Genomic DNA, 25917 nt, shown 5'->3' with positions numbered 1-25917 from the left:
TGCCGCGGTATTACTTCTTCTGCTCGTTCAGCGCGCGAATGCGTGAAGAGAGCGAGAACAGACGGATAAAGCCGCCCGCATGACGGTGATCGTAAACTTCGTCTTCGCCAAAAGTGGCGAACTCTTCTGAGTACAGGCTGTTGGCGGAGGTTTTCTGAATCGCCGTGGCCTGGCCTTTGTACAGCTGCAGCACCACTTCGCCGTTCACCTCTGCTGCCAGTGATTCGGCAGCGGCCTGAATGGATTTACGCAGTGGCGCGAACCAGCGGCCATCGTAAACCACGTAAGACATTTCATGGCCCAGCTGCTCGCGCCATTTGAAGCTATCGCGATCCAGTACCAGCTGTTCAACCGCACGCAGCGCGTTCACCATGATGGTGCCGCCCGGGGTTTCGTAGCAGCCACGAGACTTGATGCCCACCAGGCGGTTTTCCACGATGTCGATACGACCCACGCCGTGTTTCGCGCCCAGCACGTTAAGTTTTTCCAGGCACTGGAACGGGCTCAGCTTCTCGCCGTTCACCGCAACTACCCGGCCTTTCTCGACGGTAACCGTGACGTTTTCTGGCTGATCGGGCGCTTCCAGCGGATCAACGGTCCACACCCAGCAATCTTTGTTCGGTGCATTAGCCGGGCTTTCCAGCACGCCACCTTCCGTGGAGATGTGCCATGCATTCTCATCACGGCTATAGATTTTTTCCAGCGACGCGGTGGTCGGGATATTGCGCTCTTTCAGGTAATCCAGCAGCGCTTCACGTGAACGCAGGTCCCATTCACGCCATGGCGCAACCACTTTCAGCTGTGGTGCCAACGCGGTGTAGGTGGTTTCGAAACGCACCTGGTCATTACCTTTGCCGGTCGCGCCGTGGCACAGCGCATCCGCGCCCACTTTCAGTGCCAGCTCAACCTGCGCTTTGGCGATAATCGGACGCGCCATTGAGGTGCCCAGCAGATAAGTGCCTTCGTACAGGGCGCCGGTCTGCAGCACCGGATAGACGTATTCGCTGATGAACTCTTCACGCAGGTCAACCACGTGGCACTCAGAAGCGCCAGACTGCAGTGCTTTCTTCTCAACGCCTTCCAGATCGCCACGTTCCTGGCCGATATCCGCCACAAACGCCACCACTTCACAGCCGCCATAGTTCTCTTTCAACCATGGAATGATGGCTGAAGTATCCAGACCGCCTGAGTAGGCCAGAACGATTTTTTTGATGTTTTGCGTGCTCATGTCTTAATCCTTGATTATGCGAGAATCCGGGTGCCAATCGACACGCCGTTGAAAAGGGTTGGCAGTTGTTCAGCATGACGCCAGCTGGCGATATCGACCGGGCGACCGAGGGTGCGAGCGGCATCGAGCGCCGCATTCACTTTCACGATCATGCCATCGGTGATGATGCCCTGCGCGATCAGCTGTTCCGCTTTCGCTGCAGTCATCTCTTCAATGCGCTGACCTTTGCCGTCGAGAATACCGCTGACGTCGGATAGCAGCACTAAATCGGCACCGATGGTCGCGGCCAGCGCGGTGGCGGCCTGGTCAGCATTGACGTTCATCAACTCACCGCCGTCGGTGATACCAATCGAGCTGATCACCGGCATGTAGCCTGCCGCCAGCAGCGTGTTCACCAGCGCCGGATTACCTGGCGTGGCGTTGCCAACGTGACCGAGTTCTTCATCGAACTGTGCAACGTTGACCAAACCGGCATCGCCCAGGCACAAACCCACTGCGCCGATGCCATATTTCTTCGCCCACGCCAGCAGCGTTTTGTTGGCGGTACCGGCTAACGCACCGGTAATAATGTCAATCTGATCGGCTGGCGTCACGCGCAAACCGTTCTTCTTTTTCACCGGCAGCGCGAGCTTCTTCATCAGCTCGTCCACCACGCAACCGCCACCGTGCACAATGATCAGCGGACGCTGATGTTCATTGCGATATGCCAGCAGGGCATCAAACAGACGGGCCAGCGCTTCTTCGCTATCCAGCAGCACGCCACCCAGTTTAATGATCAATGGATTCATTGCGTTATCCGTTCGTTAAATCAGAGAGAGCGTTTCGGGGAAGCCGAAACGAATGTTCAAACACTGAACCGCCTGCGAGGAGGCGCCTTTCAGCAGGTTATCTTCAGCAGCAACCACAATCAGGTGCTCGCCTTGCATGGCGAAGCCGATGTCGCAGAATGGCAAACCGACCACCGCTTTCAGCGCCGGAACGCCTTTGTCATACACGCGCACCAGCGGCTTGTCGTGGTAAGCATTATGGAAGGCATCGGCCACATCCTGTTGCGTCACGCCCGCTTTCAGGCGGCAGGTGGTGGTCGACAAAATACCGCGCGGGAAACTGCCCAAATGTGGCGTGAAGATCACTGGCGTGCCGAGATGCGCGACGATTTCCGGATGATGACGGTGATTAAACAGGCCGTACGGCTGCAAGCTCACTTCACAGAAGCTGGTAGCAACGTTGGCTTTACGTCCTGCACCACTCACGCCGCTAGTGGCATTAATCACCGGCCACTGTGCATCGTTAAGCAGACCGGCCTCGATTAGCGGTTTCAGCGAAAGCTGTGCTGCGGTTGGGTAGCAACCCGGCACCGCAACCAACTGCGCATCTTTGATTTTGTCGTGCTGCCATTCGGCCAGGCCATAAACCGCTTTATCCAGCCAATCCTGATGCTGATGGCTGAAACCGTAATATTGCGTATAGAAAGCGTCGTCGTTGACGCGGAACGCGCCAGAGAGGTCAAACACCACGCAACCGGCTTTGAGGAATTCGGGTGCCAGATCGTGGCTGACTTCGTGCGCAGTCGCGAGGAACACCACATCCACTTTATCGGCCCATTCCGAGGCTTCGCTCAGCGGCTGCAGCGGCAAATCGACAATGCCTTTGAGCTGCGGATGCAAATCCGACAATAACTTTCCAGCATCCGGGCTTTGCGCTGAAACCGCCAAAGCGGTTATGTTCATATGCGGATGGCGATTCAGGTAGGTGGCAAGCTCTACGCCAGCGTAACCACTGGCACCAACGATCAGCGTATTCAACATCAGGCTGTATACCTTTTTACAGTCACACGTATCGGGTCGCGGCCTTGCCCCGTTGCCCAGGATGCCGTTTGCAGAAGATTTGATGCTTCACATGCAAGCGACGTTATTGTATTTTTATTCACTATTAATGCATGAATATTGATACATCCTAACCCAAGGACCGTCAACAGTGAAGACAAAATTACCACCTTTTATCGAACTCTACCGCCAGTTGATTGCCACGCCATCAATCAGCGCAACCGACAGCGCACTGGATCAGAGTAATGAAACTTTAATCAATTTGCTGGCCGGCTGGTTCCGCGATATTGGCTTCAGTGTAGAAGTGCAGCCGGTGCCTGGCACGCGGCATAAATTCAATATGCTGGCGCGCAGTGGATTGGGCGCAGGCGGTCTGTTGCTGGCCGGTCATACCGATACCGTACCCTACGATGATGGCCGCTGGACGCGCGATCCCTTCACGCTGACCGAACACGACAACAAGCTTTACGGCTTGGGCACCGCGGATATGAAAGGTTTCTTCGCCTTTATTTTGGATGCGCTGCGTGACGTTGACGTGACCAAACTCAGCAAGCCGCTCTACATTCTGGCGACCGCCGATGAAGAGACCACCATGGCGGGCGCAAAGTATTTCTCTGAATCGACCCAGCTGCGTCCCGATTGCGCCATCATCGGCGAGCCAACGTCGCTCAAGCCGGTGCGCGCACACAAAGGCCATCTGTCGAATGTAATCCGTATTCAGGGGCAATCGGGCCACTCCAGCGATCCGTCGCGCGGCGTGAACGCCATCGAACTGATGCACGAATCCATTACCCAGCTGATGCAGCTGCGTAACACGCTGAAAGAGCGTTACAACCACGATGGTTTTGCCATTCCTTATCCAACCATGAACTTTGGTCATATTCATGGTGGCGACGCGGCCAACCGCATCTGCGCCTGCTGTGAATTGCACATGGATATTCGCCCGCTGCCGGGCTTAACCCTGAGCGATTTGGATGGTCTGCTGAATGACGCGCTGGCGCCGGTGAGTGCGCGCTGGCCAGGACGTTTAACCGTGGGCGAGCTGCATCCGCCGATTCCAGGCTACGAATGCCCTGCCGATCACGAGCTAGTGCAGGTAGTGGAGAAGCTGCTCGGCGTGCCAACCGAGGTGGTGAACTATTGCACTGAGGCGCCCTTTATCCAGCAATTGTGCCCAACGCTGGTTTTAGGCCCGGGATCGATCAATCAAGCCCACCAGCCAGATGAGTTTATTGATACCGCATTTATCAAGCCGACTCATGCGCTTATCACCCAAGTGGTGCAGCATTTTTGTCATTGATGAACAACAGATGGGGCATTTCACTGTTAAATCAGCAAATTGCCCCGTCATTGTTCGGGATTTGATAATAAGAATAACTTATCTCGCTTCGCTCCAAGCAAATTCTTTGAATTTCCGCTATTTAGCAGCACATTTACACGGATTTAAGGCAATTGACGTGCAGGTAGATACGTGGCTAGATAAAAGACGATGTTATGCCCGTGGATAATTCCCGTGGGGATATTTAAAAAGATGATGAGGGTGTCAGGGTCCAATGAACGAACAATATTCCGCAATGCGAAGTAATGTCAGTATGCTCGGCAAACTGCTCGGGGATACGATTAAGGATGCACTAGGAGAGAACATCCTCGACCAGGTGGAGACCATCCGTAAACTCTCTAAGTCATCCCGTGCGGGAAATGACACCCATCGTCAGGAACTGCTGACCACGCTGCAAAATCTGTCGAATGACGAGCTGCTGCCGGTTGCGCGTGCGTTTAGCCAGTTCCTTAATCTCACCAACGTCGCTGAGCAGTATCAAACCATTTCCCGCAGCGGCGAGGGCGCGAATCATCCTGAGCTGCTGAAGAAGACCTTCGAGCGTCTGAAACAGCAAGGTGATATCAGCGAAGCGGCTATCCGCCAGTCGATTGAAGAGCTGTCGCTGGAGCTGGTGCTGACCGCGCACCCAACTGAAATTACCCGCCGCACGTTGATCCATATGCTGGGCGAAGTGAACAGCTGTTTACAGCAACTCGATCACAGCGATATCTCTGACTACGAGCGTACGCAGGTAATGCGTCGTCTGCGCCAGCTGGTGGCGCAAGCGTGGCACACCGACGAGATCCGTAAATATCGTCCCACGCCTATCGATGAAGCCAAATGGGGCTTTGCCGTGGTGGAAAACAGCCTGTGGCAAGGCGTACCTGCCTTCCTGCGTGAGCTGAATGAACAAGTCGAAGAGACCTTTGGCATCAAACTGCCGGTTGATTTCGTGCCGATCAAATTTACCTCGTGGATGGGCGGCGACCGTGACGGCAACCCAAACGTTACCGCACCGATTACCCGCCACGCGATGCAGCTGAGTCGCTGGAAAGCTGCGGACCTGTTCCTGCGTGATATTGGCGTGCTGGTGTCTGAATTGTCGATGTCCGAGTGCAGCGACGAAGTGCGCGAACTGTGCGGCGATCCCGAAGCGCTGGAGCCGTATCGTATGGTTCTGAAGCGTATCCGCAGCCAGCTGATGACGACCCAGGCCTATCTGGGCCGTCGTCTGAAAGGCGAGCGCCTGCCGCGTCCGGCCGATCTGCTGGTTTCTAACGATCAGCTGTGGGATCCGCTATTTGCCATCTATCAATCTCTGCAACAGTGCGGCATGGGCATCATCGCCAATGGCCAGCTGCTGGATACGCTGCGCCGCGTGAAGTGCTTTGGCGTGCCGCTGGTGCGTATTGATATCCGTCAGGAGAGCACCCGCCATACCCAGGCGATTGCCGAAGTGACGCGTTATCTCGGCCTCGGTGACTACGAAAGCTGGTCAGAAGCCGATAAACAAGCCTTCCTGATCCGCGAACTGAATTCCAAGCGTCCGCTGTTGCCGCATCAGTGGGAACCGGGCGATGAGACGCGCGAAGTGCTCGATACCTGCAAAGTGGTGGCCGAAGCGCCGCAGGGTTCGATTGCCTCCTACGTGATCTCAATGGCGAAAACGCCGTCGGACGTGTTGGCGGTACATCTGCTGCTAAAAGAAGCCGGTATTCCTTACGCCATGCCGGTGGCGCCGCTGTTTGAAACCCTCGATGACCTGAACAACGCCAACGACGTGATGACGCAGCTGCTGAGCATCGACTGGTATCGCGGCTTTATCAATGGCAAACAGATGGTGATGATTGGCTATTCCGACTCAGCGAAAGATGCTGGCGTGATGGCCGCCAGCTGGGCGCAATATCAGGCGCAGGACGCGCTAATCAAAACCTGTGAGAGTGCCGGCATCACGCTGACGCTGTTCCACGGACGCGGTGGCTCAATTGGTCGTGGTGGCGCACCGGCACATGCCGCGCTGCTGTCACAACCACCGGGCAGCCTGAAAGGCGGTCTGCGCGTGACCGAACAGGGCGAGATGATTCGCTTCAAATACGGTTTACCAGAAGTCACTATCGCCAGCCTGTCGCTCTATACCGGTGCGATTCTGGAAGCCAACCTGCTGCCACCGCCAGAACCAAAACGCGAATGGCAGGAGATCATGAACGGTTTGTCAGCGCACTCTTGCGCGATGTATCGCGGCTATGTGCGTGAGAATCCGGACTTCGTGCCGTACTTCCGTTCGGCTACGCCTGAGCAGGAACTGGGTAAACTGCCGCTGGGTTCACGTCCGGCTAAGCGTCGCCCAACCGGCGGTGTGGAGTCGCTGCGTGCCATTCCGTGGATCTTCGCCTGGACGCAGAACCGCCTGATGCTGCCGGCATGGCTCGGTGCCGGTGCCGCGCTGCAAAAAGCGATGGATGAAGGGCATCAGGATGAGCTGGAAACCATGTGCCGCGACTGGCCGTTCTTCTCGACGCGTCTTGGCATGCTGGAGATGGTGTTCTCGAAAGCCGATCTGTGGCTGGCGGAATACTACGATCAGCGTCTGGTGGATAAGTCGCTGTGGCCGCTCGGCAAGCAATTGCGCGACCAGCTAGATGCGGATATTAAAGCGGTGCTGACCATCGCCAACGATGCGCACCTGATGGCTGACCAGCCGTGGATTGCCGAATCGATCGCGCTGCGTAACGTCTATACCGATCCGCTGAACGTGTTGCAGGCTGAATTGCTGCATCGTTCACGCGCACAGGAAGAGCGCGGTGACGAGCCTGATGCGCGCGTTGAGCAAGCGCTGATGGTGACGATTGCCGGTGTCGCGGCGGGGATGCGTAATACGGGTTAATCTCCCCACATGATGTGAAAAAGGAGCCAACCGGCTCCTTTTTTTTATTGGATTTCGTAGGGTCGCCATTCATGGCGACCGCCAATTTTAACCACCAATAGCCGGACGCACGCCCAGCGTGTGACAAATGGCATAACTCAATTCGGCGCGGTTCAGCGTATAGAAGTGGAAATCTTTCACCCCTTCACGCGACAGGATTTTGACCATGTCCATGGCGACACTCGCGCCAACCATTTTGCGCGTTTCCGGATCGTTATCCAGACCTGCAAACATTGCGCTCATCCAACCCGGCACACGCACGTTAGTCATGGTGGCGAAGCGTTGCAGCTGCTTGAAGTTAGAGACCGGCAAAATGCCCGGCACGATTTCAACATCAATACCCGTTGCGACACAGCGATCGCGGAAGCGCAGATAGCTTTCAACGTCGAAGAAGAATTGGGTGATCGCGCGGTTAGCGCCGGCATCAATTTTACGCTTCAGGTTAATCAAATCGGCCTGCGCGCTTTTCGCTTCGGGGTGCACTTCCGGATAGGCCGCTACGGAGATATCGAAGTCGCCGACATCTTTTAGCAGTTCAACCAGATCGGAACCGTACATGTCCGGTTTGCCGCTGCCCGGCGGTAAATCACCGCGCAGCGCGACGATATGACGAATACCGCTATCCCAGTAATCACGCGCAATCCCGCGCAGTTCATCGCGCGTGGCATCGATACAGGTTAAATGCGGCGCCGCTTCCAGACCGGTGCGATCCTTGATGCCTTTAATGATGCTGTGCGTGCGATCGCGCTCGCCCGAGTTGGCACCGTATGTTACGGAGACGAATTTTGGCTTCAGGCTGCTCAAACGATCGATTGAGCTCCACAGGGTTTCTTCCATTTCACTGGTGCGTGGCGGGAAAAATTCGAAAGAGACATTAATTTGCCCGTTCAGCTCAGCCAGGCTCTGGTTCAACGCTTCGCGTTGATTGGCATGAAAGAAACTCATCCTGATTACCTCATCATCACATATCGATTATTTTGCGGCTCGCGAACATCCATACGTTTAGACGTCCAGATGCACAAAATGAACCATTAGCGCGTTAGCGTCAACTGAAAATTAATGAACAGGCGTGACAAATCTTCAATCAGGATGAAAGCGTTTCATGATGCGGGGAGAAGATGAAACATGCAGACGGACGATGCCGTCTGCATGCTGAGGCAGGTTACAGCAATTGCGCGAGGCGATTGATATCGGACTGCAGCGCGCCGGCCGTAACATCACGACCTGCGCCCGGCCCACGAATCACCAGCGGGTTATCACGATACCAGCGGCTTTCGATGGCAAACACGTTATCGCACGGCAGCAGCGCGGCCAGCGGATGCTCAGGACGCACCGCTTCCACGCCGACGCGCGCTTTGCCATTGGCATCGAAACGCGCCACGTAACGCAGCACCAGACCAAGCTCCTGCGCCGCTTCCAGCCGCTGCAGCATCTGCTCATTCAGCTCATCGGCGTTTTCGAAGAAGTGATCAATCGACTCGCCCTCGCAAATCGACGGCACCAGCGATTCCACCCGCACCTGATCCGGCTCGATATCGTAGCCCGCTTCACGCGCCAGAATCACCAGCTTGCGCATCACGTCCTGGCCGGATAAATCCACGCGCGGATCCGGTTCGGTCAAGCCTTGCTGCCATGCCTGATCGACCAGCTCGCTAAACGGTACCGTGCCGTCAAACTGCAGGAACAGCCAGGAAAGCGTGCCAGAGAAAATGCCGCTGATAGCCAGAATGCTGTCGCCGCTTTCACGTAAATCGCGCACCGTGTGATTGACCGGCAAACCGGCACCCACGGTGGCGTTGTACAGCCAGTGGCGACCGGTTTTGGCGAAGGCATCACGCACCTGACGCCAACTCTGGCCGCTCGCGGCACCGGCGACCTTATTGGCGCTGATAACGTGGAAACCGTGGCTGGCGAAGTCGTGATACTGCTGCGCCAGCTGCTCGCTGGCGGTGACGTCCAGCACCACTAAATCATCAAACGGGTGCGCACGCATCCACAGGAACAGCGACTCTTCATCGCGCTCTACTGCTTCGTCATCGAAGAAGGCCAACGCACGGCTGGCTTCCAGACCGTCGTAGCTCAGCAGGCTGCGGTTGCTGTCCGCCACGCCCGCCAGCACATACTCAAATCCAGTACGCGCAGACAAGGATTCCTGCTCGCGGGCAAACAGCTCAAGCCAGCGTGAACCGATGTTGCCTTTGCCGAACAGCATCAAACCGATGCGTTTCTCGGCGCGGAACAGCGACTGATGCAAGCCCTGAATCAGGTGCTGAGTTGGGCCAACGCGCAACACCGCTACGATGCTGATGTGATCTTCTGATTGCCAGACAAACTCCACCGGCTGATCTTTGATCTGCTGCCAGAAGCGATGGCTGTGCAGCGGATTACGCGTCACGCCTGCACCGACTAGCGCCACCAGCGCTAAGCCGTCGCGCAGCTGCAGATGGCCTGGCAAGGCGGCATCCTGCAACAGATTAAAGGCGCTATTCACCACTTCCGAGGTGTAACACAGCTGCAGCAGACGACGATCGGGATGAATCCCCATCGCCAGCGGACGCAGCTGCGCGCGTTTCAGCAGCAGATCGATCTCTTTCTGCTGCGTTTTGAAATCGTGATTGGCGGGGATCTCAATCTCCACCAGGCACACATCATCGTGGCTGGTGACGATGCGCGCACCGGTGCCAGATGCCAGCACGCGCTCAATGCGCGTTGAGCCCTGCTCCGGCTGATAGCTGCAACGCAGCTGCAAATCGATATCGCTATTGGCGACCGGCTGCAAAGTGCGGGTGTGCAGCACCGGCGCCGCCAGACGCGCCAATTCGCTGGCTTCATCCAGACGCAGCAGCGGCAGCAGGCACGCATCAGAGACTTTACGCGGATCGGCGCTATACACGCCCGCCACATCACTCCAGATGGTGACGCGACCCACGCCCGCCAGGGCGCCAATCTGCGTGGCCGAGTAGTCCGAGCCGTTACGGCCCAGCAGCACGGTTTCACCCGCTTCGCTGCGGCTGATAAATCCGGTTACCACCAGGCGCTTATGCGGATGCTGCGTCAATAGCTCCTGCAGCAGCGGCCAGGATTTACCTTCATCAACCTGCGGCTGCGCGGCACGTTCGGCTCGCAGGAAGTCGCGCGCATCGAGCCAGGCGGCTTCGATTTCGCGCTGGCTCAGCACGGCAGCCATTAAACGCGCCGACCAGATTTCGCCGTGACCGACCACTTCGGCATAAACCGCGTCAGTGAGGGGGCCGTCGAGCAGCGCCGCCAAACGTTCCAGATCGCGTATAAAGGTAGAGGTCAGGGTTTCGGCATATTCAGCAGGCAGCAGCGCAGCAATGAGCTCGCTGTGAAAGCGCCGTAAAGCCTGTTGCACCTGATGGGCAGATAAGCGATCGCTCTGGCTTAATTTCAGCCAGCTGATCAACTGGTTAGTGGTGCTGCCTGCGGCAGAGACCACCATTAAGTCGCCTGGCTGACTGTAATCCGCCATGATGCTGGCCACGCGCTGATAGCAACGTGCGTCGGCCAGGCTACTGCCACCAAATTTATGCAACTGCTTGATCGGCGTTCCCGCGCCCACTGAACTCGTCATGGTTACCCCTCGGCTGCAATCCGGAATGCATTATCCAGATCGGCGATTAAATCTTCGTGATCTTCAATCCCAACAGAAATACGCAGCAGTGTGTCAGAAATTCCCGCTGCCGCGCGTGCTTCTGCAGACATGCCCGCATGCGTCATGGTCGCGGTATGCGAAATCAAACTCTCTACGCCGCCGAGTGATTCAGCCAGCGTAAACAGCTGCAGCGCTTTCAGGAAGCGGCGCAGGCGAGCCTCATCGGCATCAATTTCGAAACTCAACATCGCGCCAAAACCGCGCTGCTGACGTACCGCAAACTCATGTCCGGCATTTTCCGGCAGAGACGGATGATACAGTTTTTTCACCAGCGGTTGTTGCTTCAGGTAATCAACTATCGCCAATGCATTACGTTGCGCTGCCGCGATGCGCGGTGACAGCGTGCGTAAACCGCGCAGCAGCAGGTAGCTATCAAACGCTGCGCCGGTTACACCAATATTATTCGCCCACCACGCCATTTCGCTGGCCATCTCCGCATCTTTCGAGATCACCGCACCCGCCACCACATCAGAGTGGCCGTTCAGGTATTTGGTGCAGGAGTGAACAACCAGATCGGCGCCTAGCGCCAGCGGGTTTTGCAACGCCGGGCTGAGGAAGGTGTTGTCCACCACGCTGATTGCGCCGGCTTCGCGCGCGGCGGCACAAATACTGGCGATATCAACCACGCGCAGCAGCGGATTACTTGGGCTTTCGACCAGCACCAGCTTTGGCTTTTCAGCTGATGCAGCAGCCAACGCGGCTTTATCGCCCTGATCGACAAACTTTACGCGATAGGCACCGCGCTTGCTCAGGCTATCGAACAGGCGATAGCTGCCGCCGTAGCAATCGTGCGGTGCCACCAGCAAATCGCCCGGCTTCAGGAACACAGTGGTCACCAGATGAATCGCTGACATGCCGGTATTGGTTAATACCGCGCCTGCACCCCCTTCTAACTCCGCCAGTGCGCGCTGAACCACATCACGCGTTGGGTTGCCGCGACGTGAATAGTCGTGCGCACGCGGCTCGTTGAAGTCGAGAAAGTTATAGGTGCTGGAGAGATGAATCGGTGGGACAACGCAGCCATATTGCTCGTCATCATTCAAACCGCTGCGTACTGCGATGGTTGCCTGTTTGCGCGTCATGGTGCCTACTGTTCCTGAAGAAAAAGAAGAGCAACAGCATAACATTCAGCGCATAGACGTCAATACATCTGGACATCTAAATGTCTTTGCGTATAGATTGAGCAAATCATCAATAACCGCTAAAATTGTCCGTCATCGCCTGGTGTTCAGCGCGCTTTCCTTTTTCAGAAGCGGTGCTCAAGCATAAAACCTGCAGTTTAAGGGGTCAGGCATCGAAAAATCGGGCATAATCAACGGATTTCCCCATATTCAACTTTTATTGATTAAGGTAACCCATGGCTGAATGGAACGGCGAATATATCAGCCCTTACGCTGAACATGGCAAGAAGAGCGAGCAGGTCAAGAAAATCACAGTTTCTATCCCGCTGAAAGTGCTGAAGATTTTAACTGACGAGCGCACCCGCCGTCAGGTGAATAACCTGCGTCACGCCACCAACAGCGAACTGCTGTGTGAAGCCTTTTTGCATGCTTTCACCGGGCAGCCTCTGCCGAACGATGTCGATCTGCGTAAAGAGCGCAGCGATGAGATTCCGGAAGAAGCGAAACAGATTATGCGCGAGATGGGCATCGATCCCGATAGCTGGGAATACTGAAGCCAGAAATAAAAAAACCCAGCCGAGGCTGGGTTTTTTCTTGCATCCGAATCGCGAAGATTCGACGGCAAATAATCTTATTTCTTGCTTGCTGGCACGCTGAAACGCTTGTTGAAGCGATCTACACGGCCACCGGTGTCAGCAATACGCTGCTTACCAGTGTAGAACGGGTGGCATTTGCCGCACACGTCCAGGTTCAGACCAGAAGCCATGGTTGAACGGGTGTTGATCACGTTACCGCAAGAGCAAGTCATGGTTACTGCTTCGTACTTAGGGTGAATACCTTGTTTCATGGGAGAACCTCATAAAAGGCCGTGTCGCTCTCCGTGCCAGGCTCAGCCTGCACAGCACCACACGCGATTGAACATTAAGTGTATGCTCCGACAAGCGATCTCATCGAAGGCGGCATAGTATACAGAAATTAACCACTTTTAGCAAACCACCGTAATATATCCGCCCAGGGTATCAACGTGTACACTACTTCTTCTCCTTAATTCAGAACCGGATAGAGATTCACATGCCCGTTGTTCAGGTTGCCCTGCCCGTTCCGCTACCTCGCCTGTTTGACTATCTGCTGCCAGCCGATGCGCCGCAGCCGGTGGCGGGTGCGCGCGTGAATGTGCCGTTCGGCAATCGCAAAATGATTGGCATCGTCGTCGGCACGCGTGAGACCAGCGATCTGCCGCTGGCCCAGCTCAAGCAGATTGAAAGCGTGCTTGACGATCGCAGCCTGTTCTCGCCCGCGTTGTGGCGCATCCTGCATTGGGCCGCGAATTATTATCACTCACCGCTCGGCGAGGTGCTCAGCCATGCGCTGCCGGTGCTGCTGCGCCAGGGCAAGCCGGCCCAGGAGGCGCCGCTGTGGCAATGGGTGATCAATGATGCTGGCCGGGAAGTGGCGATGGAGAGCCTGAAGCGCGCGCCGAAACAGCAGCAGGCGCTGGCGATGCTGCGTCAGCGCCCGCTGTATCGTCATCAGGTCAGTGAATACGATTTTACCGATGCGGCGCTGCAAGCGTTGCGTGCAAAAGGTTTGTGCGATCTACGCGAACACGCGCCGCAGATGCACGACTGGCGCACCCACTTTGCGGTTAAAGGTGATCGCCTGCGCCTGAACACCGATCAGGCGATGGCGGTAGGCGCGATGCGCAGCGAAGACGATCACTACGCGCCGTGGCTGCTGGCCGGCATTACCGGTTCAGGTAAAACTGAGGTGTATCTCAGCGTGCTGGAGAACGTGCTGGCGCGCGGCAAGCAGGCGCTGGTGCTGGTGCCGGAAATCGGCCTGACGCCGCAAACCATCGCCCGCTTCCGCGAACGCTTTGACGCTCCGATTGATGTGCTGCACTCCGCGCTGAATGACAGCGAACGCCTTGCCGTGTGGCTGCGCGCGCGCAGTGGTGAAACCGCGATTGTCATCGGGACACGTTCAGCACTGTTCACACCGCTAGCGCGTCCGGGCGTGATCATCATTGATGAAGAGCATGACAGCTCGTACAAACAGCAGGAAGGCTGGCGCTATCAGGCGCGCGATCTGGCGGTGTTCCGCGCACATGAGGAAGATATTCCGATTGTCATGGGCTCGGCCACGCCGGCGCTGGAAACCTTGCACAATGTGCGCGTCGGCAAATATCGCCAGCTCAATCTCACCAAACGCGCAGGTAATGCCAAACCGGCATTACAGCAGCTGATTGATCTGAAAGGTCAGCAGCTGAAAGGGGGATTGGCACCCGCGCTGCTCGGCAAAATGCGCCAGCATCTGCAGGCCGATAATCAGGTGTTGCTGTTCCTTAACCGCCGCGGTTTCTCACCGGCGCTGATGTGTCACGATTGCGGCTGGCTGGCAGAATGTCAGCGCTGCGACAGCTACTACACGCTGCATCAGAATCATCGCCAGCTGCGCTGCCACCATTGTGACAGCCAGCGCCCGCTGCCAAATCAGTGTCCCGACTGCGGCTCAACGCATTTAATGCCGGTCGGCGTGGGTACCGAACAGCTGGAGCAGCAGCTCGGTACGCTGTTTCCTGGCGTGCCGGTGTCGCGTATCGATCGTGATACCACCAGCCGCAAAGGTGCGCTGGAGCAGCATCTGGCCGATGTGCATCGCGGCGGCGCACGCATTCTGGTGGGCACGCAAATGCTGGCGAAAGGCCATCACTTCCCGGATGTTACGCTGGTGTCGATGCTGGATGTTGATGGCGCGCTGTTCTCCGCCGATTTTCGCGCCGCCGAGCGTTTTGCGCAGCTGTATACCCAGGTTGCGGGTCGCGCGGGTCGCGCCGGGAAACAGGGCGAAGTGTTGCTGCAAACCCACCATCCCGAACATCCGCTGCTGCAAACCTTGCTGCATCGCGGCTATTTCGCCTTTGCCGATCAAACCCTGCTGGAGCGTCAATCGGTACAACTGCCGCCGTGGACCAGCCATGCGCTGTTCCGCGCCGAAGATATGGATAACCAGCAGGCAGCGGAATTCCTCACTCAACTGCGCAATTTGCTGGAAGCCAGCCCGTTGAAAGATGAGGCGATGTGGCTGATGGGGCCGGTTCCGGCGTTGGCACCGAAACGCAGTGGACGCTGGCGCTGGCAACTGCTGTTGCAGCATCCGTCACGTAAGCGTTTGCAACAGCTGCTGAGCGGATCGCTGCCGCTGATCGCCACCTTGCCCGCCGCACGTAAAGTGAAGTGGACGCTGGATATCGACCCCACCGAGAGTTAAGCCGCGCCACATCTGCGAGCCAGATCGAAAAAGGTCGCACAAGTCACAATTTTTATGCAAATTAAGTAACAACCCGCCGCGACCTTCGGTTAACAATAGTGCCGACCCGGTTAAAGCCCGGCAATCTCTGTAAATCAATGCGCTGTACCGCGTCAGGAGTTATACGTTGGACCAGAAGCAACCCTCAACCGCTGCCACCATGAAAGATGTGGCCGAGAAAGCCGGCGTTTCAACCGCCACGGTTTCACGTGCGTTGATGAATCCAGAAAAAGTCTCGGCCGCTACCCGTCTCAAAGTCGAAAAAGCGGTGCTGGCCGTGGGGTATGCGCCGCACGGTTTGGCGCGCAATGCCAAACGGGGTGAAACACAAACCATTCTGGTGATTGTGCCGGATATCTGCGATCCCTTCTTCAGTGAGATCATTCGCGGCGTGGAAGTTACCGCTGCGCATGAAGGTTATCTGGTATTGATTGGCGACTGCGCGCATCAGAATAAACAGGAGAAAACCTTCCTGAATTTAATGCTGACGCGGCAGATCGACGGCATGGTGCTGTTGGGTTCGCAGCTGCCGTTTGACGCCGGAATTGAAGATCAGCGCAACCTGCCGCCAATGGTAATGGGTAACGAATTTGCGCCAGAGATGGCGTTGCCAACGGTCCATATCGATAACCTGACGGCGGCATTTGAAGCGGTGAATCATCTGCTGCAGCTCGGCCATCGCCAAATTGCCTGCATCACCGGGCCAGAGCATATTCCGCTGAGCCAGTATCGGTTGCAGGGCTACATTCAGGCGCTGCGCCGCAGCAGTATCGCCATCGATCCGACCATGATTGTGCACGGCGACTTCACCTTTGAAGCCGGTGCCAATGCGCTTAAGCAGTTGATGAGTTTACCGCAGCCGCCGAAAGCGATTTTTTGCCATAGCGATCTGATGGCGCTAGGTGCCATGAATCAGGCGCGTAAACTTGGCATGCGGATTCCGCAGGATCTGTCGGTAGTGGGGTTCGATGATATCGAGCTGGCGCAATACTACGATCCGCCGCTGACCACCGTGGCGCAGCCGCGCTTTGCGATTGGTCGTGAAGCCATGCTGTTATTACTCGATGAACTGCAGGGCAAACGCGTGAATAACGGTTCGCGCCTGCTGGATGCAGAATTGCGCGTGCGCGGCAGCACGGCACCGGCAGCAAAACGTGAAAAATAACCGACTGACGCCTGCATTTTCAGCGGATTCTGAAGGCAGACTGTGCTGGTCAAAGTTCCAGCCCTTGCGTAACATGGCGCATTCATTGCCGGGCAATTAACAGCACATTTACATGCCCATTGGCATTTTTTTGAAGGGTATCAGAACGAAAGTGGCACAGAAAGATTATGTAGGCCGCGGGCGTTCAACAGGGACGCGTCGCAAAAAACCCGCCAGCCGCAGCAAGAAAAGCAAAGGCGGCTCAGGCACTTCAAAGCTCATGATGGTACTGGCCGCGGCCGTGCTGGTCACCTTTGCCGGTGGTTTATGGTTCATCTCGCATCATAAGAAAGAAGAGATTGAAGTCATTCCCAATCACAAAGCTAACGGTAACGGCTTGCCGCCGAAGCCGGAAGAGCGCTGGAAGTACATCAAAGAGCTGGAAAATCGCCAGATTACCGTTCCGTCGCCGACTGAGCCTTCAGCGGGTGGCGTGCAATCACAAACCCAGTTGACCGATGAACAGCGCCAGCTGCTGGAGCAGATGCAGGCCGATATGCGCCAGCAGCCTACGCAGCTGAACGAAGTGCCGTGGAACGAACAAACCCCGGCACAGCGCCAGCAGACGCTGCAGCGTCAGCAGGTGCAGCAGCAGCAGGTACAACAGCAACAGCAGCAACAGTTGCAACGTCAGCAGCAGCTGCAGCGCCAGCAACAGCAACAGCAGCAACAGGCCGCGCGTCAGCAGCAACAGCAGCAGGCTGCGCCGATCACGCGCGAGCCTACGCAGCAGACTAAGCCGCAGGAAACCGCCAAAGCGAAAGCGGAAGAGAAAGCCTCTTCGCAGCGCTGGATGGTGCAGTGTGGTTCGTTCAAAGGCACCGATCAGGCGGAATCCGTGCGCGCCGGTCTGGCATTTGAAGGATTTGAGAGCCGTATTACGACCGGCGGTGGCTGGAATCGCGTGGTGATCGGGCCGTTCAAAGATCGCAGCAGCGCAGACAGCACGGTAAAACGCTTACACAGCTCCGGCCACGGAAGCTGTATTCCCCTCGCCTTACCTTAAATTCTTTAGGGGTTGAAACTCCCCAATCCTGCCCCATATCTGGTTGCATGATACTCCGCGCCGAGTGCGCGGAGTTCCTTTTCTACTGCAACAAGGGGTCTGCCCGTGACAACAATAGTAAGTGTACGACGCAACGGCCAGGTAGTGATTGGCGGTGATGGCCAGGCTACGCTCGGCAATACCGTAATGAAAGGCAATGTCAAAAAAGTCCGTCGTCTTTACAACGATAAAGTGATCGCCGGTTTTGCTGGCGGTACCGCAGATGCCTTCACCCTGTTTGAACTGTTTGAGCGCAAGCTGGAGATGCACCAGGGTCATCTGGTGAAAGCGGCGGTCGAACTGGCAAAAGATTGGCGTACCGATCGCATGCTGCGTCGCCTTGAAGCGCTGCTGGCGGTCGCTGACGAAAACGCCTCGCTGATCATCAGCGGCAACGGCGACGTTATCCAGCCGGAAAATGACCTGATTGCTATTGGTTCCGGTGGGCCTTACGCCCAGGCAGCGGCTCGCGCCCTGCTGGAGAACACGGACATTGGTGCACAAGATATTGTGGAGAAGGCGCTGAACATCGCCGGCGATATCTGTATCTACACCAACCACAACATCAACATCGAAGCATTACCGTCTAAGGCGTAAGGATCAAAATCATGTCCGAGATGACTCCACGCGAGATTGTCAGCGAGCTTAACCGCTTTATTATCGGCCAGGACGGCGCAAAAAAGGCGGTCGCGATCGCCCTGCGTAACCGCTGGCGCCGCATGCAGCTCGACGAAGAGCTGCGCCACGAAGTAACGCCAAAGAACATTCTGATGATTGGTCCTACCGGCGTCGGTAAAACCGAAATCGCCCGTCGCTTAGCCAAGCTGGCTAACGCACCGTTCATCAAAGTAGAAGCCACCAAATTCACCGAAGTCGGTTACGTCGGTAAAGAGGTTGATTCCATCATTCGCGATCTGACCGATTCTGCCATCAAGATGGTGCGCAGCCAGGCGATTGAGAAGAACAAATACCGCGCTGAAGAGATGGCGGAAGAGCGCATCCTCGATGTGCTGATCCCACCCGCAAAAAACAACTGGGGCCAGGCTGAGCAAGCGGCTGAGCCCTCGGCAGCGCGTCAGTCATTCCGCAAGAAACTGCGCGAAGGCCAGCTGGACGACAAAGAGATTGAGATCGATCTGGCCGCTTCCTCCGCCGGCGTCGAAATCATGGCGCCTCCTGGCATGGAAGAGATGACCAGCCAGCTGCAATCGATGTTCCAGAACCTCGGTGGGCAGAAGCAGAAACCGCGTAAGCTGAAAATCAAAGAAGCCATGAAGCTGCTGATTGAAGAAGAAGCGGCCAAGCTGGTGAATCCTGAAGAGCTGAAGCAGGACGCCATCGATGCGGTTGAGCAGCACGGTATCGTGTTCATCGACGAAATCGACAAAATCTGTAAGCGCGGCGGCCAGAATGCAGGCGGTCCAGACGTGTCACGCGAAGGCGTGCAGCGCGACCTGCTGCCGCTGGTTGAAGGCTGCACCGTGTCCACCAAGCACGGCATGGTGAAAACCGACCACATCCTGTTTATCGCTTCCGGCGCGTTCCAGGTGGCTAGCCCTTCCGATTTGATCCCCGAGCTGCAGGGCCGTCTGCCAATTCGCGTTGAGCTGCAGGCGCTGACCGTCAACGACTTCGAACGCATTCTGACCGAGCCAAACGCCTCGGTTACCGTGCAGTACAAAGCGCTGATGGGCACCGAAGGGGTCAACATCGACTTCACGGACGATGCGGTGCGTCGTATCGCTGAAGCCGCATGGCAGGTAAACGAAACCACCGAAAACATCGGTGCACGTCGTCTGCATACCGTGCTGGAGCGTCTAATGGAAGATATCTCCTATGACGCCAGCGATCGTAACGGTGAGTCGATCACTATCGATGCCGAGTACGTTGGTAAGCATCTGGATGAGCTGGTGGCCGACGAAGACCTCAGCCGCTTCATTCTGTAAGCTTCGTCTGCGATATCCCCGCCCGGCCACTGCGCCGGGCTTTTTTTTACGCAGGATATTGATGCAGCGCTTTTTTTGGCGGCTGATGATTTTGCCAACAATCGCCAGATAGCGATATACTTAGCGCTCCTGTCGCAAACAGACGAAAACCCTCATGAAATACGATACATCTGAACTCTGTGACATCTACCACGAAGCTGTGAACGTTGTTGAACCGCTTTTTTCGAACTTTGGTGGACGCAGTTCATTCGGTGGTCAAATCACCACGGTGAAATGCTTCGAAGATAACGGCTTACTTTACGATTTGCTGGAAGAGAACGGTCGGGGTCGCGTATTGCTGGTGGATGGCGGCGGTTCCGTTCGTCGCGCCCTGGTCGATGCTCAGCTGGCAAGTCTGGCGGCGCAAAATGAGTGGGAAGGCATTGTGATTTACGGTTCGGTGCGTCAGGTTGACGACCTCGAAGAGCTGGAAATCGGCATTCAGGCGATTGCAGCCATTCCGGTGGGTGCAGCGGGTGAAGGCATTGGCGAAAGTGACGTACGCGTTAACTTTGGCGGCGTGACTTTCTTCTCTGGCGACCATCTGTATGCCGACAATACCGGCATTATCCTGTCTGAAGACGCACTCGACATCGAGTAAGCCGCAACAAAAACGGGTGCCGCGGCACCCGTTGGTTCAAGCCTGTACGCTTAAACCTCTTCCATTTTTCCCAGCAGTGCCCGCAGACGATCCTGCCAGACATGCTGCTCTTCTTTCAGATGCTGATTTTCACGTACCAGCGCATCCTGGTTACCTGAAGCCTGGCTGACTTCGTTTTTCAGCGTATTGTTTTGCTCTTTCAGCTCTTCAATTTCCATCTGCAGCAGAGTGATGGTATCAATCGCCTGCTGTACTTTCGCTTCCAGTTTCTCGAACACTTCAAATGACATCTTTCTGACCTCTCCTAAATCTTGCAAGGCGTTGATGGGGCTAGTGCATGCCTTATTATGGTGCGCTCAGCCACGATGACTCGATTGTATGTAGCCAAACCCAGCAAGTCCAGCGGCACAAGGCCTGCGAGGGCAGTCTGTAACACTTTTCAGTCAATGCCTAAAAAAATGCTCATCTTCGCGCATCTGTGTGCGCGATCACTTAACCGTCCACGCGCAAAGCAGGCTGAATGGGCCGTAAAGAAACGCAAAAGACGCGAAAACGCGCATTTTTATGACGCAGTACACAGTTTTCAATTTCGCTATTTCTCGTTTATGCTCGTTAACGATAAATTCACATCAACCCTACATTAAAAGCTGGGCGACTCATGGATGAGAACAAAAACTGATAAAATTTAACCTCGCTTCAGGAATGCCATTATGAGTCAAACAACTAACACACTAACAGGTCAGTGCATCGCCGAATTTATCGGCACCGGTTTGATCATCTTTTTTGGTGCCGGCTGCGTTGCCGCACTGAAATTGGCCGGTGCTGCGTTCGGTCAGTGGGAAATTTGTATTATCTGGGGCTTAGCGGTTTCCATGGCGGTCTATCTGAGCGCCGGTGTTTCAGGCGGGCATCTTAACCCAGCGGTGACTATCGCGCTGTGCCTGTTCGCAAACTTTGAAGGCCGTAAAGTCGTACCCTATATTCTGGCGCAGGTTGCCGGCGCCTTCTGCGCTGCCGCGTTGGTTTATGGTCTCTACTACAATTTGTTCCTGGATTACGAAACAGGTCATCAGATGGTACGTGGCAGCGTTGAAAGCCTCGACCTGGCCGGCATCTTCTCTACCTATCCAAACCCGCACATCAGTGTTGGTCAGGCGTTCCTGGTTGAGATGGTGATTACCGCCGTACTGATGGGCGTCATTATGGCGCTGACCGATGACGGCAACGGCGTACCACGCGGCCCGCTGGCACCGCTTTTGATTGGTCTGCTGGTAGCCATTATCGGTGGTGCAATGGGCCCGCTGACCGGCTTCGCACTTAACCCGGCGCGTGACTTCGGTCCAAAACTGTTCGCCTTCTTCGCAGGATGGGGCAACGTCGCCTTCACCGGTGGCAAAGATATTCCTTACTTCCTGGTTCCGATTTTTGGCCCGCTGGTCGGTGCTTGCCTCGGAGCCTGGGGTTACCGTTCACTGATTGGCCGTCATCTGCCCGTTAACGTGGCGGAAGCCAGCACAACAGAAAAACCGGTTGCGCGCGCTCAGCAGCGTAAAGCGTAAGTTTCATCGATACATCATCAGGAAAGCACAATGACTACGACTGATAAAAAATATATTGTCGCGCTCGATCAGGGCACAACCAGCTCACGTGCCGTAGTGCTCGATCACGACGCGAACATCGTCGCCGTTTCACAGCGTGAATTTACCCAGATCTACCCGAAAGCGGGTTGGGTTGAGCATGACCCAATGGATATCTGGGCGTCACAAAGCTCAACGCTGGTTGAAGTGCTGGCACATGCCGACATTAACTCCGATCAAATCGCGGCGATTGGTATCACCAACCAGCGTGAAACCGCCATCGTGTGGGATAAAGAGAGCGGCAAGCCTATCTACAACGCCATCGTCTGGCAGGATCCACGCACCGCAGATTACTGTAACAAGCTGAAGAAAGAGGGACTGGAAGAGTATATCCAGCACACCACCGGTTTGGTGATTAACCCTTACTTCTCCGGCACCAAAGTGAAGTGGATTCTTGACCACGTTGAAGGCGCACGTGAACGTGCTAAACGCGGCGAACTGCTGTTTGGTACCGTTGATACCTGGCTGATTTGGAAAATGACGCAAGGGCGTGTGCACGTAACCGATCACACCAACGCCTCACGTACCATGATGTACAACATCCACAAGCTGGAGTGGGATGAGCGCATGTTGGAGATCCTCGATATTCCGCGTGAAATGCTGCCGGAAGTGAAAGGTTCTTCAGAAGTTTACGGCCAGACCAACATTGGTGGTAAAGGCGGTACGCGTATTCCCATCGCCGGTATCGCGGGTGACCAACAGGCGGCGCTGTACGGCCAGCTGTGCGTACAACCGGGTATGGCGAAAAACACCTACGGCACCGGCTGCTTTATGTTGATGAACACCGGCACCGAAGCCGTGACCTCAACGCACGGCCTGCTGACCACCATCGCCTGCGGTCCACGCGGCGAAGTGAACTATGCGCTGGAAGGTGCGGTGTTTATCGGTGGTGCGTCAATTCAGTGGCTGCGCGACGAGATGAAGCTGATCAGCGATTCCACTGACTCCGAATACTTCGCGTTGAAAGTGAAAGACAGCAACGGTGTTTACATGGTGCCTGCCTTCACCGGTTTGGGCGCGCCCTATTGGGACCCGTATGCACGCGGTGCGATCTTCGGTCTGACGCGCGGTGCAAACGCTAACCACATCATCCGTGCCACGCTGGAATCGATTGCTTATCAGACGCGCGACGTGCTGGAAGCGATGCAAAACGATGCCGGCACCCGCCTGCAATCGCTGCGCGTTGATGGCGGTGCGGTAGCCAACAACTTCCTGATGCAGTTCCAGTCCGACATTCTCGGCACACGCGTTGAGCGTCCGGAAGTGCGTGAAGTGACTGCGTTGGGTGCGGCATATCTTGCTGGCCTGGCAGTCGGCTTCTGGGGCGATCTGGATGAAGTCCGCGAGAAAGCGGTGATTGAGCGTGAGTTCCGTCCAAGCATCGAAACCACCGAACGTAACGTCCGCTACGCAGGCTGGAAGAAAGCCGTGGCACGTGCGAAAGCATGGGAAGACGAAGAGTAAAATCCTGCTGACCCGCGGCGCCCCCTGCCGCGGGTTTTTCCCCCGTCCCCCTTCCCCGCTGTGTTAAACTGCCCGCCTGTTTTTTGTCAGGTGCAACCATGAAACGAGAACTCGCGATTGAATTTTCCCGCGTGACCGAAGCCGCCGCTCTGGCGGGCTATCACTGGTTAGGACGCGGCGATAAAAATGCGGCCGACGGCGCAGCCGTTCACGCCATGCGCATTATGCTTAACACTATCGATATCGACGGCCAGATTGTGATTGGCGAGGGCGAAATCGACGAAGCGCCAATGCTGTATATCGGTGAGAAAGTCGGTACCGGTCGCGGCGACGCGGTAGATATCGCCGTCGATCCGATTGAAGGCACGCGCATGACGGCGATGGGCCAGGCCAATGCGCTGGCGGTGCTGGCGGTCGGCGATAAGGGCAGCTTCCTGCACGCACCTGATATGTACATGGAGAAGCTGATTGTCGGGCCCGGCGCACGCGGCGCCATCGATCTTAATTTGCCACTCGATATTAATCTGAAAAACATCGCGCTGGCACTGGGCAAGCCGCTCAGCCAGCTGACGGTATCGATTCTGGCTAAACCACGCCACGATGCGGTGATTGCTCAGCTGCAACAGCTCGGCGTGCGCGTGTTCTCCTTCCCGGACGGCGATGTGGCGGCTTCAATTCTTACCTGCATGCCGGACAGCGAAGTGGATGTGATGTATGGCATCGGCGGCGCGCCGGAAGGGGTGGTATCGGCGGCGGTTATCCGGGCGATGGATGGCGACATGCAGGCACGCCTGCTGGCACGTCATCAAGTGAAAGGCGATAGCGAAGAGAATCGTCGCTTAGGTGAGAATGAGCTACAGCGCTGCGCCGAGATGGGCATTGAAGCGGGTCAGGTGCTGAAGCTGGATCAGATGGCGCGTAACGATAACGTGATCTTCGCCGCCACGGGCATCACCACCGGCGATTTACTGCAAGGCATCACGCGTAACGGCAACATCGCCACCAGCGAAACGCTGCTGGTGCGCGGCAAATCACGCACTATTCGCCGCATCCAGTCGATCCACTATCTCGATCGCAAAGACGCGGCGCTGCATCAATTTATCCTGTAATCGCCTGCTTGCCGCTCTCCGGATGACGTGAGAGCGGCCACCAGCACAGCAGCATCACCAGCGACGTCACAAACATCAACATGCCGAGGCTAGATTGGTCGTGCTGCGGCAGCAGAGCAGAAAGCCACGCTACCACGCCGGAACCCAGGTTCTGCAACCCCCCAATTAACGCCCCAGCGCTGCCCGCCAGCCATGCATACGGCTCCATCGCACCCGAGGTTGCCAGCGGGAACAGCATGCCGGCGCCAAAGAAGAACAGCGCAGCCGGCACCAACAGCGTCCAGATATTCATCACGCCAAACCAGGCGGGAACCCACATCAACAAGCCCGCCAGCAGGCAGCTATTGACGCCATACCACATTAGCGTGTGCCAGGATTTCTGCTCGCGTCCGGCAAACCAGGCGCCAAAGAACGCCGCCGGAATCGGCAGGATAAACAGGATGCTGACGGTCAAACCATCCAGACCTAAAACACCGCCCATCAGCACGCCGCAGCTGGCCTCGAATACGGCGATGCCTGCCAGCGCGCCAATCAGCAGCAGCAGGTAACGCACGAAATTGCCGTCACTCAGCAGGGTGGCATAACGCTTCAGGAATGGCGTAGCAGGTGTATCAACGGGACGGGTTTCCGGTAACCAGCGCGCCATCGACGCGGTAACGCCAACACACAGCAGCAGCAGGAAGGCGAAACAGGCGTGCCAGCCAAACAGATGCGTCAGCAGCGCGCCAATCACCGGCGCCAGCAGCGGGCTAACCAGAATGCCCATATTGAGTAAACTGTTCGCCTGGCGCAATGCAATACCAGAGTAAAGGTCACGCGGCATGGTGCGCGCCATCACGCCGGCCACGCCGGTACCTAAACCTTGCACCGCGCTGCCCAGCACCAGAATATCCAGTGAGGGCGCGAACATGGCGATCAAGGCACCAATGGCAAAGATCGTCATGCCGATAAGGATCACCGGACGTCGACCAAAGCTGTCCGAAAGCGGGCCGTAGATCAGCTGCGATCCACCGTAGGTCATCAGATAGGCGGCCATCACCTGCTGAATGGCACCGCTGCGCACATTGAGCGTCTCTGCCATGTTGGCCATCGCTGGCACATAGATGGTTTGCGCCATCTGCCCCACCGCCACCAGCACGATCAGCATGAATAACAGAAAGCGATTTTGCGTTTTACTTATCAACATGGAACAAAATGTCTGCCTGAGAAACAAAGAATAAGCAGCACAAAACAGGCTGCCTCGGATTTATGGCGGCAAAAATATCAGGATTCAGTGACAAATCGAGAGGGACCGGCAAAGCTGTAGTGTCTTAAGCCGTCAAGGTTGACGTCCAGATTGTAAACCGGCCGCTACAGTTGCTGATCTGTGCGCTGCGTTTGTCGCTGAGAGCCCTTTGCTGGACGCGAGGGTGGTAATCCGTGAGGTCAATCGCGATCATATACCCTAAATAATTCGAGTTGCAGGAAG

21 protein-coding genes are annotated in these 25917 nt (G+C 56.2%); 12 read left to right on the top strand and 9 right to left on the bottom strand.

Going from position 1 to position 25917, the window contains the following annotated elements; all coding sequences use genetic code 11:
• Positions 1 to 10: 10 nt before the first annotated feature.
• Genes PMI17_RS01595 through argC form a run of 3 tightly spaced genes read right to left on the bottom strand, consistent with a single transcriptional unit; the run spans position 11 to position 3036 of the window.
• Positions 11 to 1228: an argininosuccinate synthase gene (locus PMI17_RS01595; RefSeq protein ID WP_007885413.1), complete on the bottom strand. Its 1218-nt coding sequence runs from the start codon at positions 1226 to 1228 to the stop codon at positions 11 to 13.
• Positions 1229 to 1242: 14 nt separating this feature from the next.
• Complete coding sequence (gene argB, locus PMI17_RS01590; RefSeq protein ID WP_007885411.1) at positions 1243 to 2016, bottom strand: acetylglutamate kinase; 774 nt, start codon at positions 2014 to 2016, stop codon at positions 1243 to 1245.
• Between the two features lie 15 nt (positions 2017 to 2031).
• Positions 2032 to 3036, bottom strand: coding sequence for an N-acetyl-gamma-glutamyl-phosphate reductase (argC, locus tag PMI17_RS01585; protein ID WP_007885410.1), 1005 nt, complete (start codon positions 3034 to 3036; stop codon positions 2032 to 2034).
• 169 nt (positions 3037 to 3205) lie between these two features.
• Between argC and argE the strand changes: the two genes are divergently transcribed.
• A complete protein-coding gene (gene argE, locus PMI17_RS01580) occupies positions 3206 to 4354 on the top strand; it encodes an acetylornithine deacetylase (RefSeq protein WP_007885409.1) in 1149 nt (382 codons plus the stop codon).
• Positions 4355 to 4607: 253 nt separating this feature from the next.
• Complete coding sequence (gene ppc, locus PMI17_RS01575) at positions 4608 to 7259, top strand: phosphoenolpyruvate carboxylase (RefSeq protein ID WP_007885408.1); 2652 nt, start codon at positions 4608 to 4610, stop codon at positions 7257 to 7259.
• An 87-nt stretch (positions 7260 to 7346) separates the two neighbouring features.
• Here ppc and metF read toward each other — a convergent pair whose 3' ends face one another.
• The 3 genes from metF to metB all read right to left on the bottom strand — a co-directional run bounded on the left by metF (position 7347) and on the right by metB (position 12056).
• Positions 7347 to 8243, bottom strand: a complete 897-nt coding sequence (gene metF / locus PMI17_RS01570) for a methylenetetrahydrofolate reductase (protein ID WP_007885407.1) — start codon at positions 8241 to 8243, stop codon at positions 7347 to 7349.
• A 217-nt stretch (positions 8244 to 8460) separates the two neighbouring features.
• A complete protein-coding gene (locus PMI17_RS01565) occupies positions 8461 to 10893 on the bottom strand; it encodes a bifunctional aspartate kinase/homoserine dehydrogenase II (protein ID WP_007885405.1) in 2433 nt (810 codons plus the stop codon).
• A 2-nt stretch (positions 10894 to 10895) separates the two neighbouring features.
• On the bottom strand, positions 10896 to 12056 hold the full coding sequence (gene metB / locus PMI17_RS01560) for a cystathionine gamma-synthase (RefSeq protein WP_007885404.1): 1161 nt from the start codon (positions 12054 to 12056) through the stop codon (positions 10896 to 10898).
• A gap of 275 nt (positions 12057 to 12331) precedes the next feature.
• Here metB and metJ point away from each other — a divergent pair, with 275 nt between their 5' ends.
• Positions 12332 to 12649 carry a met regulon transcriptional regulator MetJ gene (gene metJ, locus PMI17_RS01555; protein WP_007885403.1) on the top strand — a complete coding sequence of 106 codons (318 nt, stop codon included), beginning with the start codon at positions 12332 to 12334 and terminating at the stop codon, positions 12647 to 12649.
• Positions 12650 to 12726: 77 nt separating this feature from the next.
• Here metJ and rpmE read toward each other — a convergent pair whose 3' ends face one another.
• A complete protein-coding gene (rpmE, locus tag PMI17_RS01550; RefSeq protein ID WP_007885402.1) occupies positions 12727 to 12942 on the bottom strand; it encodes a 50S ribosomal protein L31 in 216 nt (71 codons plus the stop codon).
• 224 nt (positions 12943 to 13166) lie between these two features.
• Between rpmE and priA the strand changes: the two genes are divergently transcribed.
• The 6 genes from priA to rraA all read left to right on the top strand — a co-directional run bounded on the left by priA (position 13167) and on the right by rraA (position 20239).
• A complete protein-coding gene (priA, locus tag PMI17_RS01545; protein ID WP_007885401.1) occupies positions 13167 to 15365 on the top strand; it encodes a primosomal protein N' in 2199 nt (732 codons plus the stop codon).
• A 166-nt stretch (positions 15366 to 15531) separates the two neighbouring features.
• Positions 15532 to 16569: a DNA-binding transcriptional regulator CytR gene (gene cytR, locus PMI17_RS01540; protein ID WP_007885396.1), complete on the top strand. Its 1038-nt coding sequence runs from the start codon at positions 15532 to 15534 to the stop codon at positions 16567 to 16569.
• Positions 16570 to 16720: 151 nt separating this feature from the next.
• On the top strand, positions 16721 to 17614 hold the full coding sequence (gene ftsN, locus PMI17_RS01535; RefSeq protein WP_036619911.1) for a cell division protein FtsN: 894 nt from the start codon (positions 16721 to 16723) through the stop codon (positions 17612 to 17614).
• Positions 17615 to 17719: 105 nt separating this feature from the next.
• Positions 17720 to 18250: an ATP-dependent protease subunit HslV gene (gene hslV / locus PMI17_RS01530; protein WP_007885391.1), complete on the top strand. Its 531-nt coding sequence runs from the start codon at positions 17720 to 17722 to the stop codon at positions 18248 to 18250.
• Between the two features lie 11 nt (positions 18251 to 18261).
• Complete coding sequence (gene hslU / locus PMI17_RS01525) at positions 18262 to 19599, top strand: HslU--HslV peptidase ATPase subunit (RefSeq protein WP_007885388.1); 1338 nt, start codon at positions 18262 to 18264, stop codon at positions 19597 to 19599.
• 154 nt (positions 19600 to 19753) lie between these two features.
• On the top strand, positions 19754 to 20239 hold the full coding sequence (rraA, locus tag PMI17_RS01520) for a ribonuclease E activity regulator RraA (protein ID WP_007885386.1): 486 nt from the start codon (positions 19754 to 19756) through the stop codon (positions 20237 to 20239).
• Between the two features lie 50 nt (positions 20240 to 20289).
• On the opposite strand, the gene zapB is transcribed toward rraA, so the two are convergent.
• Positions 20290 to 20529: a cell division protein ZapB gene (zapB, locus tag PMI17_RS01515; protein WP_007885384.1), complete on the bottom strand. Its 240-nt coding sequence runs from the start codon at positions 20527 to 20529 to the stop codon at positions 20290 to 20292.
• Positions 20530 to 20949: 420 nt separating this feature from the next.
• Here zapB and PMI17_RS01510 point away from each other — a divergent pair, with 420 nt between their 5' ends.
• The 3 genes from PMI17_RS01510 (at position 20950) to glpX (ending at position 24449) form a co-directional block, all read left to right on the top strand.
• Positions 20950 to 21798 carry an MIP/aquaporin family protein gene (locus PMI17_RS01510; protein ID WP_007885383.1) on the top strand — a complete coding sequence of 283 codons (849 nt, stop codon included), beginning with the start codon at positions 20950 to 20952 and terminating at the stop codon, positions 21796 to 21798.
• 30 nt (positions 21799 to 21828) lie between these two features.
• The gene (gene glpK, locus PMI17_RS01505) at positions 21829 to 23340 is read left to right on the top strand and encodes a glycerol kinase GlpK (protein ID WP_007885381.1); all 1512 of its coding nucleotides are present in this window, start codon (positions 21829 to 21831) and stop codon (positions 23338 to 23340) included.
• Between the two features lie 98 nt (positions 23341 to 23438).
• On the top strand, positions 23439 to 24449 hold the full coding sequence (gene glpX / locus PMI17_RS01500; protein WP_007885375.1) for a class II fructose-bisphosphatase: 1011 nt from the start codon (positions 23439 to 23441) through the stop codon (positions 24447 to 24449).
• Here the strand turns inward: glpX and emrD are convergent.
• Positions 24439 to 25635 carry a multidrug efflux MFS transporter EmrD gene (gene emrD, locus PMI17_RS01495; RefSeq protein ID WP_007885374.1) on the bottom strand — a complete coding sequence of 399 codons (1197 nt, stop codon included), beginning with the start codon at positions 25633 to 25635 and terminating at the stop codon, positions 24439 to 24441. The genes glpX and emrD overlap by 11 nt on opposite strands.
• Positions 25636 to 25917: the final 282 nt, after the last annotated feature.

It is taken from the genome of Pantoea sp. GM01, assembly GCF_000282675.1.
GTDB lineage: Bacteria > Pseudomonadota > Gammaproteobacteria > Enterobacterales > Enterobacteriaceae > Pantoea > Pantoea nemavictus.
The sequence above is the reverse complement of the archived record's forward strand: the minus strand, read 5'-3'. Positions and strand labels throughout refer to the sequence as shown.

Bases quoted from the DNA above. Each gene is read 5' to 3' on its own strand.
- ppc (WP_007885408.1), top strand. From the start codon at position 4,608: ATGAACGAACAATATTCCGCAATGCGAAGTAATGTCAGTATGCTCGGC.
- emrD (WP_007885374.1), bottom strand. From the start codon at position 25,635: ATGTTGATAAGTAAAACGCAAAATCGCTTTCTGTTATTCATGCTGATC.
- metJ (WP_007885403.1), top strand. From the start codon at position 12,332: ATGGCTGAATGGAACGGCGAATATATCAGCCCTTACGCTGAACATGGC.
- argC (WP_007885410.1), bottom strand. From the start codon at position 3,036: ATGTTGAATACGCTGATCGTTGGTGCCAGTGGTTACGCTGGCGTAGAG.
- PMI17_RS01595 (WP_007885413.1), bottom strand. From the start codon at position 1,228: ATGAGCACGCAAAACATCAAAAAAATCGTTCTGGCCTACTCAGGCGGT.
- glpK (WP_007885381.1), top strand. From the start codon at position 21,829: ATGACTACGACTGATAAAAAATATATTGTCGCGCTCGATCAGGGCACA.
- PMI17_RS01565 (WP_007885405.1), bottom strand. From the start codon at position 10,893: ATGACGAGTTCAGTGGGCGCGGGAACGCCGATCAAGCAGTTGCATAAA.
- zapB (WP_007885384.1), bottom strand. From the start codon at position 20,529: ATGTCATTTGAAGTGTTCGAGAAACTGGAAGCGAAAGTACAGCAGGCG.
- hslU (WP_007885388.1), top strand. From the start codon at position 18,262: ATGTCCGAGATGACTCCACGCGAGATTGTCAGCGAGCTTAACCGCTTT.
- argB (WP_007885411.1), bottom strand. From the start codon at position 2,016: ATGAATCCATTGATCATTAAACTGGGTGGCGTGCTGCTGGATAGCGAA.
- glpX (WP_007885375.1), top strand. From the start codon at position 23,439: ATGAAACGAGAACTCGCGATTGAATTTTCCCGCGTGACCGAAGCCGCC.
- metF (WP_007885407.1), bottom strand. From the start codon at position 8,243: ATGAGTTTCTTTCATGCCAATCAACGCGAAGCGTTGAACCAGAGCCTG.
- PMI17_RS01510 (WP_007885383.1), top strand. From the start codon at position 20,950: ATGAGTCAAACAACTAACACACTAACAGGTCAGTGCATCGCCGAATTT.
- metB (WP_007885404.1), bottom strand. From the start codon at position 12,056: ATGACGCGCAAACAGGCAACCATCGCAGTACGCAGCGGTTTGAATGAT.
- rraA (WP_007885386.1), top strand. From the start codon at position 19,754: ATGAAATACGATACATCTGAACTCTGTGACATCTACCACGAAGCTGTG.
- priA (WP_007885401.1), top strand. From the start codon at position 13,167: ATGCCCGTTGTTCAGGTTGCCCTGCCCGTTCCGCTACCTCGCCTGTTT.
- rpmE (WP_007885402.1), bottom strand. From the start codon at position 12,942: ATGAAACAAGGTATTCACCCTAAGTACGAAGCAGTAACCATGACTTGC.